The sequence below is a fragment of the Streptomyces sp. SudanB5_2050 genome, from assembly GCF_964272335.1.
GTDB classification, from domain to species: Bacteria; Actinomycetota; Actinomycetes; order Streptomycetales; family Streptomycetaceae; genus Streptomyces; species Streptomyces rochei.
Genome location: NZ_OZ186760.1, coordinates 7,632,534 through 7,648,210, shown reverse-complemented (window position 1 = coordinate 7,648,210; position 15,677 = coordinate 7,632,534). Strand labels below are relative to the sequence as shown.

General features: G+C 71.9%; 13 protein-coding genes. 6 read left to right on the top strand and 7 right to left on the bottom strand.

What is annotated here, in order from left to right:
* Position 1 precedes the first annotated feature (1 nt).
* Complete coding sequence (locus ACFZP7_RS33440) at positions 2–766, bottom strand: response regulator transcription factor (RefSeq protein ID WP_385637916.1); 765 nt, start codon at positions 764–766, stop codon at positions 2–4.
* 267 nt (positions 767–1,033) lie between these two features.
* Between ACFZP7_RS33440 and ACFZP7_RS33435 the strand changes: the two genes are divergently transcribed.
* Positions 1,034–1,606: a DM13 domain-containing protein gene (locus tag ACFZP7_RS33435; protein WP_385637914.1), complete on the top strand. Its 573-nt coding sequence runs from the start codon at positions 1,034–1,036 to the stop codon at positions 1,604–1,606.
* Between the two features lie 120 nt (positions 1,607–1,726).
* Here ACFZP7_RS33435 and ACFZP7_RS33430 read toward each other — a convergent pair whose 3' ends face one another.
* Together ACFZP7_RS33430 and ACFZP7_RS33425 are read right to left on the bottom strand one after the other, a co-directional pair.
* The gene (locus ACFZP7_RS33430) at positions 1,727–2,401 is read right to left on the bottom strand and encodes a response regulator transcription factor (RefSeq protein WP_030968266.1); all 675 of its coding nucleotides are present in this window, start codon (positions 2,399–2,401) and stop codon (positions 1,727–1,729) included.
* Complete coding sequence (locus ACFZP7_RS33425) at positions 2,398–3,636, bottom strand: sensor histidine kinase (RefSeq protein ID WP_385637911.1); 1,239 nt, start codon at positions 3,634–3,636, stop codon at positions 2,398–2,400. The genes ACFZP7_RS33430 and ACFZP7_RS33425 overlap by 4 nt, the downstream gene beginning before the upstream one ends.
* A gap of 468 nt (positions 3,637–4,104) precedes the next feature.
* Between ACFZP7_RS33425 and ACFZP7_RS33420 the strand changes: the two genes are divergently transcribed.
* From ACFZP7_RS33420 to ACFZP7_RS33400, 5 genes are all read left to right on the top strand, one after another.
* Positions 4,105–5,568 (top strand): sugar porter family MFS transporter, encoded by a 1,464-nt coding sequence (locus tag ACFZP7_RS33420; protein WP_385637909.1) that lies wholly within the window; start codon positions 4,105–4,107, stop codon positions 5,566–5,568.
* A gap of 22 nt (positions 5,569–5,590) precedes the next feature.
* Positions 5,591–7,024, top strand: a complete 1,434-nt coding sequence (gene zwf, locus ACFZP7_RS33415; RefSeq protein WP_385637906.1) for a glucose-6-phosphate dehydrogenase — start codon at positions 5,591–5,593, stop codon at positions 7,022–7,024.
* A gap of 60 nt (positions 7,025–7,084) precedes the next feature.
* Positions 7,085–7,549 (top strand): FUSC family protein, encoded by a 465-nt coding sequence (locus ACFZP7_RS33410; RefSeq protein WP_385637904.1) that lies wholly within the window; start codon positions 7,085–7,087, stop codon positions 7,547–7,549.
* 320 nt (positions 7,550–7,869) lie between these two features.
* Positions 7,870–8,154, top strand: coding sequence for a hypothetical protein (locus tag ACFZP7_RS33405; protein ID WP_246605248.1), 285 nt, complete (start codon positions 7,870–7,872; stop codon positions 8,152–8,154).
* 238 nt (positions 8,155–8,392) lie between these two features.
* Entirely contained in the window at positions 8,393–9,250 is an 858-nt protein-coding gene (locus ACFZP7_RS33400) for a hypothetical protein (RefSeq protein WP_385637902.1), read from the top strand.
* 79 nt (positions 9,251–9,329) lie between these two features.
* On the opposite strand, the gene ACFZP7_RS33395 is transcribed toward ACFZP7_RS33400, so the two are convergent.
* The 4 genes from ACFZP7_RS33395 to ACFZP7_RS33380 all read right to left on the bottom strand — a co-directional run bounded on the left by ACFZP7_RS33395 (position 9,330) and on the right by ACFZP7_RS33380 (position 15,589).
* Entirely contained in the window at positions 9,330–10,553 is a 1,224-nt protein-coding gene (locus tag ACFZP7_RS33395; protein ID WP_385637899.1) for an FAD-dependent monooxygenase, read from the bottom strand.
* Positions 10,550–11,950, bottom strand: a complete 1,401-nt coding sequence (locus ACFZP7_RS33390) for an MFS transporter (protein ID WP_385637896.1) — start codon at positions 11,948–11,950, stop codon at positions 10,550–10,552. The genes ACFZP7_RS33395 and ACFZP7_RS33390 overlap by 4 nt, the downstream gene beginning before the upstream one ends.
* A gap of 289 nt (positions 11,951–12,239) precedes the next feature.
* Positions 12,240–14,774, bottom strand: a complete 2,535-nt coding sequence (locus tag ACFZP7_RS33385) for an FtsX-like permease family protein (protein WP_385637894.1) — start codon at positions 14,772–14,774, stop codon at positions 12,240–12,242.
* Positions 14,771–15,589: an ABC transporter ATP-binding protein gene (locus ACFZP7_RS33380; RefSeq protein ID WP_031014782.1), complete on the bottom strand. Its 819-nt coding sequence runs from the start codon at positions 15,587–15,589 to the stop codon at positions 14,771–14,773. Before ACFZP7_RS33380 ends, ACFZP7_RS33385 begins: the two co-directional genes overlap by 4 nt.
* Positions 15,590–15,677: the final 88 nt, after the last annotated feature.

Below are 15,677 nucleotides of genomic sequence, written 5' to 3'. Positions count from 1 at the left end.
GTCAGTCCGCCTCCCGTCCGGCGGGGTCGAAGCGGTAGCCCACGCCCCATACGGTCTGTATCAGCCGTGGCCGGGCCGGGTCGTCCTCGATCTTGCCGCGCAGCCGCCGTACATGGACGGTGACGGTGGACAGGTCGCCGAAGTCCCAGCCCCACACCTCGCGCATCAGCTCCTCCCTGGTGAAGGCCTGCCCCGGGTACCGGAGGAAGAAGGCGAGCAGGTCGAACTCGCGCAGGGTCAGTGTCAGTTCGGCTCCGTCCTTGGTGGCCCTGCGGGCGGTGGGGTCGACGGCCAGGCCGGCCGCGGAGGCCGGGCACGGGGCGGGGGCCGGCCGGGTGCGGCGCAGGACCGACTCCACTCGCAGCACCAGCTCCCGAGGGCTGAACGGCTTGGTCACGTAGTCATCGGCGCCGACTTCCAAGCCCACGATCCGGTCGTCCTCGTCCCCGCGGGCGGTCAGCATGACGATCGGCACCGGTCCCGTACCGCGCATCCGTCGGCACACCTCCAGACCGTCCATGCCGGGCAGCATCAGGTCCAGCACCACCAGGTCCGGCCAGTGGGCGGCGGCCCGGTCGAGCGCGGTCGGACCGTCGTCGGCCCGGTCGACGATGTGACCCGCGCGTTGCAGGTAACCGGAGACGATCTCCGCGACCGTCGGGTCGTCGTCGACGACCAGAATGCGGGCGGGGACCGCCGGGGGTGGAGCGTCCTGGGGCCGGCTGGGGGACGCGTCCGCGCGGGCGGACTCGTGGGGCTGCTGCATGCGCACAGCCTCGCATCGCATGCCCGCGGGCGTCGCCGCCGAGGGCCGACCCGACGGCGATGTCCGCGTTCCGTAAGGAACAGTGGTCCGATTCGCGCGTTATGCGCTCGTGGGAGGGGGGTGAATATCGTGACCACCTTGCTCGTCCCGAGCGTCGATGCGTATCCCGGCGCGGGGCGTAAGGGTTTCGTCATCTGCCGGACGGCCCGTGCGGACCTCTCCTCGCATTGAATGGTTCCCGGTCAACTACTGCCGGGAGGAATCATGATGAGACGTCTTCGAAGTGTGCTGGGCAGACCGTGGGTCATCGGTGCGCTCACCGTGGCCGTCGCGGCGGGCGGTTTCGGCGCCTACTGGTTTCAGCCGTGGAAGCTCTGGCAGGAGGAGACCGTCAACGAGGCGCTGCCCGGGGCCGTGTCCGCACCGGTGCCGTCCACCGGGGAGCCGGCCGACGGCACCCCTTCCCCGTCGGCCTCGGCCGCCGGACCGCTGACCCTGGCGAGCGGCGGGCTGATCAGCCACGAGCACACCACTTCGGGAACGGTGAGGCTGCTCCGGCTCACCGACGGCTCCCACATCGTGCGCGTCGAGAACCTCGCCACCAGCAACGGTCCGGACCTGCGGGTGTGGTTGAGCGACGCGCCGGTGAAGTCCGGCACGGCCGGCTGGCATGTGTTCGACGACGGGGAGTACGTCAGTCTGGGAAAGCTCAAGGGGAACAAGGGCAGCCAGAACTACGAGGTACCGGCCGACGTCGACCCGTCCCGGTACACCAGTGTGAGTATCTGGTGCGACCGCTTCGACGTCTCCTTCGGCGCCGCTGAACTCACCCGCGTTTGAGACGGACGGCCCGAGGGACAAACGGCACGGCCCCGGCTGGCGCCGTGCCGGCGCACGACAGACCGACCTCCTCATCATTTCGAGCTACCCCGGTAGGGGGCGGAGCGGGGTGGGGTGGGCCTACTCGCCCGGGGTCACCAGCCCCGACTCGTAGGCGAAGACCACCGCCTGGGCGCGGTCGCGCAGATCGAGCTTGGTGAGGACGCGGCTGACGTGCGTCTTCACCGTCTGCTCGGCCAGCACCAGCGTCTGCGCGATCTCCCCGTTCGACCGGCCGCGTGCCACCAGGGTGAGGACCTCGGTCTCGCGTTCCGTCAGACCCTTGAGACGCAGCGCGGGCTTGCCGCGATCGGCGGGGCGCTGCTTGGCGAAGTCCGCGATGAGGCGGCGCGTCACGGAAGGGGCGAGCAGCGCGTCGCCCGCGGCCACGACACGTACCGCCGCGATGAGGTCGGCCGGCGGCGCGTCCTTGAGCAGGAAGCCGCTCGCGCCCGCCCGGAGCGCCTCGTAGACGTAGTCGTCGACGTCGAAGGTGGTGAGCATCAGCACGCGCGGCCGGTGTGTCACCCCCGGCGGCGGTTCCAGGAGGCGGCGCGCGGCCTCCAGGCCGTCCATCTCGGGCATCCGGACATCCATCAGCACGACGTCGGGATGCGTGCGCCGGCTCAGTTCGACGCCCTGCGCGCCGTCGGGAGCCTCGCCCACCACGTCGATGTCGCTCTGGGCTGCCAGCAGCGCGGCGAAACCGGCCCGCACCATGGCCTGGTCGTCGACGATGATGACGCGCGTCGTCATGTGAAGTCCTTTTCGGTCAGGGGAAGCAGCGCGGCGACCCGGAAGCCGCCGTCCGGCAGCGGCCCCGCGTCGAGGGTGCCACCGATGATCCGTACCCGTTCGCGCATGCCGACGAGACCGTGCCCGGTGCCGCTGGCCTCGAGCGGCTCGGCGGACGGCTGTGGCGGCGGGCCGTTGACGATCAGGACGGTGAGCTGTGCACCGTCCCGCTGGTCGTCCTCCGACACCGACAGCGACACCCGCGTGTGCGCGCCCGGAGCGTGCCGCACGACGTTCGCGAGGGCCTCCTGGACGATCCGGTACGCGGACAACCCCACCGCCTCCGGCACGTCGACGTCACAAGGGGTGAACTCCACCGGCCCGCCTGCCCGTGCCGTCGCCTCCACCAGTTGCCCGATCTGCGCCAGGCCCGGCTGCGGCACCAGTTCGCCGCGCGTCTCCTCGTTGCGCAGCACGCCGAGGAGGCGCCGCATCTCGCCGAGCGACTCACGCGCGGTCGCCGCGATGGACGTGAACTCCTCCCGCACGTCCGGCGAAAGCTTGTCGAGGCGGTACTCGGCGGTGTCCGCCTGCACCGTGATGACGGACATGTGATGCGCCACCACGTCGTGCAGCTCGCGGGCGATCCGGGCGCGCTCCTCCAGCAGCGTGCGCCGGCTCCGCTCGGCCTCGCTGATCGTCTCTTGCTCGGCCAGCCTGCGCTGCACCTCGGTCCGCTCCCGGAGTACACCGCCCAGCAGCAGCGCGACGCCCCCGAGGATGGTGAACAGCAGACCCTTGGCGCCGAAGCCGTGGGGCGCGGCGAACCCCAGGGCCACGTTCGCGACCGCCGTGGCCGACCACACCAACGCCAGCGTTCGGCGCCGCTCGCGCAGGCCCAAGGCGAGACAGAGGCCGACGTACCCGACGATCTCCATGGGCGGGAACGGCCACAGCAGCCGCTCCTCGAAGTCGACCGTGAGCAGGGCGAGCGCGCCGGCGACGTCCGCGACGAAGACGACGCACCAGACCTGCAGGGGCCGAACGACGGCGAGCAGCAGCGGCGCGGCCTGTACGACGGCCAGCCCGGCGGCAACACCGCCGTTCAGGCCGTAGTCGGCGGTGAGGACCACGATGGTCGTGGGCAACAGGGCGACGCACAGCACGAACGCCACCGCCCACGGCAGCAGCCGCACCCACGGACGTGAGGCGTCGGCGAGCAGCGCGCGCGGGCGTTCCTCCTTCGCTGAGGTCATGCGCACCAGCCTATGTGTCCCGCGCCGACGGCCGGACAGGCGCGGGTCGCCGGCTCATGTGCCGCAGGGTCTGACGGTAGGAGTGGACGAGGTCGGTCCGCGACACGTGCCGTGAACGTCCCGAGGCGGAACATCCACCCGTCTCCCTCCGCCTCGCCCGTCGTGACGAGCCGAGAGTAGGGGCAGGACGGTCGTCGGCGCGTCACACCGGGGAGCCAAGCCGACGTGATACCGGGGTAGGGGGTGGGGTACGCACACCTACCGCGGTCACGATCAGGCGCCGGACCCTGCCGTCTGATCGTGACCGCTCACCTGCGCCCGAGCCCCGAGCAGCACACCTCGACATGTCTCGGCCCGGCGGGCCGCAGGTCACCCGATTGCTTCGCTGTTGGTGTCTGCGGGTCCCGGAGAGTGTTCACGTTGGCTCAACGCATCACTCACGACATGGCCGAGACATGAGGAAGTGACATGGTCCAGGGCTTCTCCAGCGAACCGGGCGTCCAAGGACCAGTCACCGAAGTCTCTCGCGAAGGGCAGCGGAAGATCACCTTCTGGGCGGCCGCGATCGCCTTGGGCGGCTTCCTCTTCGGATTCGACACGGGCGTGGTGTCGGGCGCCCTGCTCTATGTCAAACAGGACTTCGATCTGAACTCCTTCGAGCAGGGAAGCGTGGTCAGCGTACTGCTCATCGGCGCGGTGATCGGTGCCAGTTCCGTCGGCCGGCTGTCCGACAGATTCGGCCGGCGAAAGACCCTGGGCGTGATCGGCGTGGTGTTCGTCATCGGTACGGCGACGGCCTGCGCGGCGAACGGGTACGCGCTGCTCATGGCGGGCCGTGTCGTTCTCGGTCTCGCGGTCGGCGCGGCGTCGGCGACGGTGCCGGTCTATCTGTCCGAGATCTCGCCCTCGAAGGTTCGCGGGCGGCTCCTCACGATGAACCAACTGATGATCACGCTCGGCATCCTGGTCGCCTACCTGGTCAATCTCGCGTTCTCGGCCGACGGGACGTGGCGGGCGATGTTCGCCGTCGGCGCGGTCCCGGCGCTCTTGATGGTGGCGGCCACCCTGTGGTTTCTCCCTGAATCGCCGCAGTGGCTCATTTCCCATGGCCAGGACGACAGGGCGCGCCGGGCGATCGCCTCGGTCACCGACGAGGCCACGGCGGACCGGCTGATCGAGCGCGCCCGGCGCCGGATCGCCGAGGAGCGCGAGAAGCAGAAGACGGACCCCGGGGCAACCGGCCCAGGCACCAGAAAGCTCCTCATGCCCGACGTCCGGCCGGCTCTCGTGGTCGGGCTCGCCCTCGCCGCCGTCCAGCAGTTGGGCGGCATCAACACGATCATCTACTACGCGCCCACCATCATTCAGCAGACCGGCCTGGACGCGTCGAACTCCATCTTCTACTCCGTGTTCATCGGCGTGATCAACCTCGTCATGACGCTGGTCGCGCTGCGCCTGGTCGATCGGGCGGGCCGTCGTGTTCTGGTCCTCGTCTCGCTGGCCCTCATGGCCGTCTCGATCTTCTTGCTGGGACTCGCGTTCGTGGTCGGCATGAACTCGGTGCTGACGCTGCTGTTCATGGTCGTCTACATCGCCGCGTACGCGGGCGGCCTCGGACCGGTGTTCTGGACGCTGCTGGGCGAGATCTTCCCGCCGTCCGTGCGGGCCGCGGGATCGAGCGTGGCCACGGCGGTCAACTGGGTGTCCAATTTCGTCGTCAGTCTCGCCTTCCTCCCCCTGGCCTCCGCGATCGGTCAGGGCGAGACCTTCTGGATCTTCGCCGGCATCTGTGTGCTCGCGTTCCTCTTCGTCGGCCGCTACCTGCCCGAGACCCGTGACCGCGACGCCGAACAGATCCAGCGCGCCCTGCACGCCCGCTTCGGACACGAGCCCGACCCGTCGTCACCGGCCGCGGGCCCCCGCGGCCGGTGACGTTCGAGAAAGGACGCTCACGATGAGCGACAGCCCCCTCAGCCCTGCCGGCATGGAACGCTCCGACGCCCTGGTGCTCTTCGGCATCACCGGCGACCTCGCCAAGAAGATGCTGCTCCCCGCCCTGTACCGGCTCACCGAGTCCGGCAAGCTGACCGTGCCCGTCATCGGGGTGGCGGCCGGTGACTGGGACGACGACGCGCTGCGGAGGCACGCGCGCGAGGCGGTCGTCGCCGCGGGCACGGACATCGACGAGGCGGTCTTCGAACGGTTCGCGGCCGGTTTGTCCCTCATCACCGGCGACTTCGCCGACGACACCACCTTCGCCCGGTTGCGCGACGCCGTGGCCGGGTTCGGGTTCGTGACGCACTACCTGGCGATCCCGCCGTCGCTGTTCACCACGGTCGCCGCCGCGCTGGCCGCGGCGGGCCTCAACCGCGACGCCCGCCTGGTGGTGGAGAAGCCGTTCGGGAACGACCTCGACTCCGCGCGGAAGCTGCAGGACGAGCTGAGCGCTCACTTCGACGACGACCACCTGCTGCGCGTCGACCACTTCCTGGGCAACCGCGCGGTCGAGAGCCTGATGGTCTCCCGTTTCGCCAACACGCTGCTGGCGCCGATCTGGCACCGGGCCTACGTGGACAACGTCCAGATCACCCTCGCCGAGGATTTCGACGTCGCCGACCGGGGTTCGTTCTACGACCGGGTGGGCTGCCTGCGCGATGTGGTCCAGAACCACATGCTGCAGGTCCTGGCCTTCCTGACGATGGACCCGCCGAGCGCCGGCAACGCCCGCGCCCAGGGTCTGGAGAAGTGGCGGGTCCTGCACGCGACCCGCACCATGGACCCCGCCGACACCGTTCGCGGCCAGTACGACGGCTACCGGGACGTAGCGGGCGTCCAGCCGGACTCCGTCACCGAGACGTACTTCGCGACCCGCCTGTTCATCGACAACTGGCGCTGGTCGGGAGTGCCCTTCTACCTCCGCAGCGGCAAGGCGCTGGCCCTCACCGCCACCGAGGTCGTGGTCGAGCTGCGCGAACCACCCCTGGAACTCTTCGGCGGCGAGCACTCCCGGACGCCTGCGAACCTCATCCGTTTCCGCATCGACGGCGACACCGGGATCAGGGCGGACCTCATGGTGGGCAAGCCGGAGAAGGGCACCGGCCCGCTGACCGTCCCCGTCGGCGTCGACTACGCCCAGGTGCTGGGACGGCGGGAGCTGCCGTACGAGAACATCCTGTACGGGGCCGTCGAAGGCGATCCCGAGTGGTTCGCCTTCTTCCCCACCGTCCTGGAGTGCTGGCGCATCGTGGAACCGCTGCTCGACCCGGCTGACCCTCCCGTGGCGTACGCGCGCGGAAGCTGGGGCCCTCGATCGGCCGACCGGCTCCCCGGCCTGCGGGGCTGGCACGAGCTGGGAACCCGTCTGTTCGACGCCGGCCAGGTGCACTGACCACGGGCGCCGACCGCGATGCACCGGGCATGGCTGCGCGCCAGGGACAACCTGTGGCCTGTGCTCCAGCAGGCCGCAGCCGCCGTGCTCTCCTGGTGGTCGGCCCGGAGCGTCTTCGACCATCACGTCCCGCTCTTCGCCCCGATCGCCACCCTCGTCGCCCTCAACACGCCGGTCGGAGGGCGGGGCACCAACGCCGTACGGGTGCTGTCCGGGGTCGTGGCGGGGGTCGTCGTCGGGCAGCTGGCATTCCGTTTCCTCGGCCACGACGCCCTGTCCGTCGGTGTGGCCGTCCTGTGCGCCCTGCTCGTCGCGCTGCTCATCGACGGGGAGCGCATCACGATGGCCCAGGCCGCCGTGGGGGCGGTGATCTCCGTGGCGTCCGGACAGCAGGCCGGCGTCGACCGGGTCCTGGACGCCCTGCTGGGGGCCGGCGTGGCGCTCGTGTTCAGCCAGTTGCTCTTCCCTCCGCATCCGCTGGCCCTGCTGAGACGCGCCGAGAGCGCCACGCTGGAGGGGGGCTAGGCCGTGCGCTGGCACTGACGGCGCGGGCGCTGGGCGAGTCCGAGGAGGATCGCGAGGCACGGCAGTGGGAGGAGGTACGTCCCCTCTACACACTGCTGAACGATCTCGCCGGGACCCGGGAGGACGCCATCGCCGTCGCCCGGCGCACCCTGCTGTGGCGGGGACGGCGCGAGCCCGTCGTCCAGGAGATCGCGACCACGAAGTACCTCGACCTGCTCGGCAACAGCTGTCTCACGCTCATCCGGGAGGCCTGGGCCCTCGACGCCGGTGACCGGGAGACCTTCGCCCGCGCCGTACGGGGACTGTCCGGTGTCCTGACGGTGCTGGCGACCGCTCCCGCCCACCACGCCGTACGGCTGCGCGCGGTCCGGGGCGCCCTCGGCGTCGCCCGAAGCATCCCGGAGGCGGAGGGCGGCCCGGCTCTGCCGGTCGCCGTGCGGGAGAGCGTCCGGATGGTGGCCGCGGACATCCTGGTCTTCGCCGGCGCCGACGCGGAAGAGGCCGGACGCGCCCTGCGCGCGGGAGCCACCGATGTCCCCATCAGCGTTCGTCCGAGGCTGCGGTGGTCGCTCCGGGCGCGGCGTCGGCGGCGGCCGGAAGTCTGAGGCGGCCGCCACCGAAAAGGCGGCATTCGTGCTGCGCCGCGAGCCCTCCGGGTCGCCGACGGGCACATCTCGGCCGAGACTGCGGGGAGAGCGAGCCTTTCGAGAGCAGGACGAGCATGAGATTCCCCCGCACCCCGTGCGCCATCGGCGTTCCGCCCGCGTCGGCAGTGGCCGGCCGGCTCCCCGCCGTCGTGGCCGTCGGCCGGCTCGGCGTCGCCCCCGGCCACCGGTAGGCGCCGTGGCGGAGGACACCGGCCCGGCCGACCGGGGGAGCACCGGCGAGGGCGAGGAGGAGCCGCACCGGTCGGTCGACCGCAAGGGCGGGCCCGGGCACACGATCCTCCTGGCACTGGCCCTCGCGGTACCGGTGACGAAGGTCGCGTACACGGTGGGGGGCGGTGACGCGGCCCGCGACGTGTTCGTCGCCATGGAACCGGAGAACTGGCCGAACGTACTGATCGGCATGGTCCTCACCGATCCGCTTCTCGCCTCCGTACTGGCTGTCGTCACCTCACGTGTCGTGTTCGCCCTGTTCGCGGCGCGCGGCGCGGTCCCGGTGGCGGGTGGAGTCCTGCGGGCGCTCCAGAGGACCGCGCTGACCATCGTCAACCCGGTGGCGGTAGGGGTGGTGGACGCGTGCTTCTTCGGTCCCTGGTGGGGACTGGGCACCGGGCTGGCCGCCTACGCGCTGCGCCGGGGCATCGTGGTGGAGTACCGCACCGGCAGACGGCGGCATCACGGACGAGGTGCCGCGCACCGCACGGTTTCCGGACCGGCCCGCGACGGCCGTGGCTACCGGCCGGCGCCCTGGCTACGCCGTGCGGCGGCCCTCGAGCAGTGGGTGGCACTCGGTCTGACGGCCGTGGTGCTGCCCGTCCTGGGCTTCGTCTCGGCGCTGGACGGGCAGGCCTGGACGTCGGTCGTCCGCTGCCAGGTCACCGAGGGTACGCGGACCGAGGACAACCGCCTGATCGAGCTGAGCCGCAAGGGGGCCGGCGTCGTCGGCTGGAACCTGGACACGGAGGAGATCTCCAACGGCGCGGGGTGCGCGGGCGAGGAGAGCCTGTACGTGCGGGAACCGTGGTGGCACGGCTGACCGCCCGCCCGAGGGCCGCCGGCTCGCCGTGCCCGCCGCGGCCCTCTGGGCCCGCTCACCTCGCGGGATGGGGCCGTATTCACGACGAGGATGTGGGTTCCGGCAGGGTGAGTGCCGAGTGGGCCGGGCGCCCCTCCCCTGGCGGCATGGCGCTGAGACGGCGCAGCCTGTCGTTGCGTTCCTTCAGGGCCTGGGGCGTGGTCGGGAAGAGAGTGGCGCCCCCCTTGCCGACCAGCGCCTGGTTCATGGTGACGAAGTCGCGGGTGGCGTGTTCGTAGGCGGCGAAGCCCTCGGTGTGGTCCCGGCCGGCCAGGGAGTGCGCGAGCATGTAGGCGCCGACGAGGGAGAGGCTGGTGCCCTGGCCGGTGAGGAACGACGGCGCGTACGCGGCGTCGCCCACCAGCGCGACCCTGCCGCTCGACCAGCGGGGCATACGGATCTGGCCGACCGCGTCGAAGAACGCGTCGTCCGCGTCGCGCAGGACGGCCAGCATGCCCGGGACCTGCCATCCGGCATCGGCGAAGACCCTGACGACCAGGTCGCGTTGGGCCTGGGGGTCCGGGGACGCGTCGAACGGCGGCTCCGGGTGGACGAAGGTCAGGAAGCCGTGCACGTCGTCGTCGTTCCCCACGGCGTAGAGGGCCGCGGCCCTGCCCGGCGCGTTCCACATCACCGTCTCGTGGGAGAGACCCAGGGTGTTGGGCATGGTGAACACGGCGAAGCGGTATCCGAGGTAGTGGTGGAACTGCTCCTCGGGGCCGAAGAGCATCTCCCGGGTACGTGAGTGCATGCCGTCCGCGCCGAGAACCACGTCGAAGGTACGCCTGCTGCCCCCGCGGAGGGTGACGTCGACCCCGTGGCCCGACTGGTCGAGGGTGTCGATCGAGTCGTCGAACAGGAACTCCACGTCGTCACGGACCACCGTGTAGAGGGCGTCGGTGAGGTCCCCGCGCCGCACCTCGAGATCCTTTCCCGCGACACCGCCGGTGACGGTGTGCGGGTGGAGCGAGGCCACTTCGCTGCCGTCCCCCTCGAGGAAGGTGAGCCGGCGCAAGTCGATGTGGGCTTCCCGCAGACGGGGCAGGAGCCCCATCCTGCGGACGACTTCCAGGGCGGTGCCGCGCACGTCGACGGGGTAACCACCGCTGCGCGGCGCGCCCGCCTTCTCCACCACCGTGACCGCGTATCCGTAGCGGTTCAGCCAGTAGGCGAGGACGGGACCGGCGATGCCGGCTCCGGAGATCAGGGCCTTGCGCCTGGGCGTGGTGCGGGTATCCGTCAGCCGGTGGTTGGGGAGGGTCATGCCTTGACTCCTTTGTTCATGGTGCGGACGACGAGCAGGGACAGCACCGCGACGACTCCTGCGATGAGGAAGCCGCTGGTGAAGGCCGATTCGGCCGGTATCTCCGATCCGGAGGAGGTCTTGGCGGTGAGGAGAGCGCCGCCGAGCATGCCGCCCACGGCGGAGCCCAGCACGCGGGTCACCAGGACCAGGCTGGTGGCGATGCCGGTGTCGCCTTCGTCGACGGAAGAGGCGATGCTGGTCACCATGGCCGTGACGCACAGGCCGTTGGCCAGCGCTATCAGCGCCTTGCCGAGGGCGATCTGCCAGACCTCGGAGTGCGCGACCGACAGGGCGAGCAGGGCGGCGGCCATGAGGACGGCCGCGGTGGTGACCACGATGCGCGAGCCGAAGCGCCGCTCCCCGATTCCGCCGAGCGGCCCGGCCAGCGTCGCGGCCACGGCGCCGGGGAGGAGGACGAAGCCGATCTCCGTGGCGCTCAAGCCGAAGCCGTATCCGGCCCCGGACGCGTCGAGCAGCTGCGGAACGAGGTAGACCCCCATCGCGGTGCCGAGGCATATCACGAACGTCACCACGCACGCCTTCCAGATCTCGGGCCGTGCCAGCATGCGCAGATCGATCATCGGCGCGGCCGCCCGACGTTCCACGGTCGTCCATGCGGCCACGAAGGCGGCCAGCACCGCGATGAGGGTGACGAACACGAGTGGCTGCGAGCCCGCTTCGGGCGCCATCGCGAACACGAGCATGAGGGTGGCCAGGATCCCGCTCAGGAGAAGCAGGCCGGGCCAGTCGATACCGGCGCCGTCCGACCGTCCCGGCGGATCGGACGGCATCAGCCGGTTCACCAGCAGGGTGAACCCGATGACCGCGAAGGTCGGCACCGCGAACATCCAGTGGCGGGAGAGCGCCTCCGCCACGGGCCCGGCCGCCAGCAGTCCCACCATCGAGCCACCCACGAACATCCCGCTGACCAGCCCGATGGCCGCCTTGGACTCTCCCGCGGGGAGGTGCTTGCGCACCACGATGAACGACAGAGGCAGTGCGCCCACCATCGCCCCCTGCAAGATCTGGCCGAGCAGCAGCACCGGGAGGTTGGGCGCCAGCGCGGACACCAGGCCACCGGCCGAGACCACCGCCATCAGCCGGATCAGGACTCGCTTTCCTCCGTAGCGGTCCCCGAGCTTGCCCGCGAACGGTGTGACGAGCGTGCCGGTGATGGCGAGCACGATGTTGAGGAGCGCCCCTTCGGCCGGACTCATGCCCAGCTCGCGTTGGAGGAGCGGGAGCGTCGGCGCCACGACCGACTCCAGGGCGCCGGTCGAGATCGCCAGCATGCCGAGGGCCGCGACGGCGGCTCTCCCCATGCGGACTGGAGGAGGAGCCAGGGCTGTGGTCATGAGTGTCCCTTCCGTTGGTGCCGGGCGAGTGGGAGGCCGGCCGCACGCGAGGCCGTGCCGGGCGGCGCCGGCGCGCGACCGGCGCCGGTGGCGACCGGTGCGTAGGGCGTGGCCGGTCCCGGTCGTGGCCGGTCCCGGTCGTGGCCGGGCTGTGGAGTCGGCGTGGTCGGTGGAGTCGGCTGACATGCGGCCGATGAGGTTCACGGCCGGCGCGACGAGCACTGCCGGGAGTACCGCGAGACCTACGCGCACCCGGCCCCGGCGCGGCGCGCCGCCGGTTGTGCGGGCTCTACGTGCGGCGGCGCAGCGCCGCCGCGGCCGGCAGCGTCACCGCGAGCAGGGCCAGGCCCACGCCGGCGGCCGCGAAGGAGCCGTACAGCAGCGGCGGCGCGTAGGGCGCCTGGCCGGTGACACCGCGCATCATCGGGATCAGGGTGGCCGCGGCGATCGCGGAGCCGATGACCAGCCCCGCCGCGGAGACCAGCAGGCTCTCCCAGCCGAGCATCGTCAGGACCTGGCGTCGGGTGGTTCCCACCAGGCGCAGGACGCCCAGCTCGCGACGGCGGTCCAGGACCGTCATCACCAGCGTGTTGACGGCGGCGATGGCGGCGAAGCCACCGAGGACCGAGGCCATGGTGTTGTTCATCCAGGCGCCCAGTTCCGCGTCGAGGCTCTTCTCGGTGGCGTAGCCGGTGGCGTCGGTGACCTGGCCCAGGGCGGTGAGCGACTTCGCCGAACCACCGCTCACCAGCAGCGTGCTGTCGAAGCCCGAGGTGACATGGCCGGCGAGGGACGCCCGGTCCATGGTCACCGTGGCCAGGCCGAGTCCACGGCCGTAGACCGCGACGACCTCGGGGCGGGCCTTCGTGCCGTCGGGGAGGTGGAGCGGAAGCCGGTCGCCGACGCCGACGTCCGCCGAGTGCGCCAGGGTCTTGTCGATGGCGATACGGTCCTGGCCGAGCCGGTCGAGGCTGCCCTCGCGTACGTCCAGGTCCTGCACCTTCGCGAGTTCGGCGCCCGAGCCGCTGACTCCCTGGGTCGCCGCGCCCTGCAGCGACTTGAACTCGCCGGAGCCGATCGGCACCAGCACCTGCGTGTTCAGCAGGCCGACGGCCGTGTCCACACCCGGTGCCCGCGCCGCCTGCGCCACCGCGTCCACCGGAAGCCCGGCCGGGTCCGTGACCACGTGGTCCGCGGTGATGCCCGCGCGCAGTTGCCTGTCGGCGGCCCGGCTCTCGCTCGTGTGCATGAAGACGAGGGTGGAGGCGAAGGCCATGGCGAGCACGATCGGGGTGATCGCGGAGGCGAGGCGGCGTGCGTTGGTACGGGAGTTGGCGGCGGCGAGCTGGGCCGCCGGGCCCGCCCCGCGCAGCGGAAGCCCGAAGACGCCCGCGCTCAGCCGTGCCACCAGCGGGCCGAGCAGCGCGACGGCGAGCATGAAGAGCATGACGACGCCGAGGGCGGCGCCCGCCGCGTCGTCTCCCACGGAACTGGCGGAGACGCCGGTGAGGACTCCGCCGCCGACGAGGGCGGCGATGCCCAGCGTCGTGCGGATCAGGCCGGGCCGCAGCCGCTCCACCGACGCCTCGGCGAGCGCCTGTCCGGGCTTGATCCTGGCGGGCCGGCGGCCTGCCGCCCATCCGGCAGCGAGCGCGGTGAGCAGCCCGACGACGACGGCGGCGAGCAGGGGCAGCGCGGACACGTGCAGGTCCACGGCGTGCGGGACGGCCCCTCGGTCCTTCAGCTCTCCGAACCACCAGTGCGCGAGCCCCATGCCGGGCAGGCAGCCGAGGATCCCGGCGAGTGGCGCGATGAGCAGTGCCTCGGAGGCGACGGCCCGGCGGACCTGCCGCGGGGTGGCGCCGACGGCGCGCAGCAGCGCGAACTCACGGGCCCGTTGGGACACGGACAGGGCCACGGTCCCGGCCGCGGTGAGGACCGCGACGATGGCGGCGATGCCGCCGAAGGAGCCGCCGATGCCGAACAGGGTGACCTTGGCGTAGCCGAGGCCGGGGTCCTCGACAGCGCCGCGGTCGTCACCGGTGTGCACCTCGGCGCCGGAACCGGCCAGCGCCTTCCGCACCGCGTCGGCGAGCGCGTCGGCGTCCGTGCCGTCCTCCGCCAGCACGGCGATGGCGTCGGCCTTGCCGGGGTGCCCGGCCAGCTCGGGTGCCTGGGAGTCGGCGAACCAGACCAGGGCTCCGGCGGTGCGGGCGATGTCCGCGGCTCCGGCCCTGGCGACGCCGGCGACGCGGAAGTCGTGTTGTCCGGAGGCGGTCTGCAGGAGGACGGTGTCGCCCACGGCGGCCTTCGCGGCGCGGGCCGTACCCGCGTCGAGCACGACCTCGCCCGCGCCGGGCGCGGAGCCGTCGGTCAGCTCGGTCCCGGTGAAGACGTGCGCGCCCCATCCGTGCGCGGTGAGCGCACCTCCCTCGACAGGCAGTCCGCGGGTGCCGGGAGCCGCCCCGTCGGGCGCAGGGCGCACCGGGAAGGTGAAGTCCGCGACGGCGCCGGCCGCACCCGGCACCTCCGCGGCCCTGGCCGTCAGTCCGGTGTCCAGCCGGGCGGTGTCCGGCAGCGGGACGGCCTCCCTCTCCTCGTCCTCGCCGCTGCCCGTGACGACGTACTCGTACTGGTCCGCGGCCGCGACGACCGGCGCGTTCGCGTACCGCTGCGCCGGCACCGACGCGCGCAGGCTGGTCTCCAGCAGGATTCCGCAGGCCGCGACGATCAGTGCGGACATCAAGAGCGCGAGGAAGGTCCCCGCAAAGGACGCGGGCTTGAAGCGGACGGCCTCACGTGCGAGTCCATTGGGACGCCTCATGCCGCCGCACCTGCCATCGCACCCGTACGGGAGGTGAGCTCGGTCATCCGCGCCGCGATCTGTTCCGCCGAACCCCGTTCGAGGTGGTCGGCGAAGGCGCCGTCGGCGAGGAACAGCACGCGGTCCGCCCAGGCTGCCGCGACCGGGTCGTGGGTGACCATGACAACGGTGGCGCCGAGGGTGTCCACCGCGTGCCGGAGCAGACCGAGCACTTCGGCGGCGGTGCCGGTGTCGAGGGCGCCGGTCGGCTCGTCGGCGAAGATCACGTCGGGGTGGGTGACCAGCGCACGGGCGACGGCCACGCGCTGCTGCTGGCCGCCGGAGAGTTCGCCGGGCCGGCGCCGGGCCTTGTCGGCGAGCCCGACCCGCGCGAGCACCTCGGCCGCCCGGCGGCGGTCCTGGCGCTCCCCGGCCAGCCGCATCGGCAGCAGGACGTTCTGTTCCACGGTCAGTGAGGGCAGCAGGTTGAACGCCTGGAAGACGAAACCGAGGCGGCTGCGGCGAAGCTCGGTCAACTCGTCCTCGTCCATTCCGGTGATCTCCGTGCCGCCCAGGACCACCGACCCGGACGTGGGCCTGTCGAGCCCGGCGGCGCACTGCAGGAAGGTGGACTTCCCGGACCCGGACGGGCCCATGACCGCGGTGAAGGTTCCCCTGGGGAGAGCCAGGTCGACACCGGCGAGGGCGTGCACGGTCCCCGCTCCACGGCCGTACCGCCGCTGCACACCGCGCAGTTCGACGGCGAGGCCGGGGGTGGTGGCCGGAGCCGCCGGCCTCTCGTCCGGTGTCCGCCGCTTGCCCTTGCGTAGCCCCATGTTCTGCCCTTTCGCGATCTTCTCGTTCCGACGGGCTACACAGTGCGGGGGCGGCTGCGCGCTGGGCGTCATACCCGGGAGCCAAAGT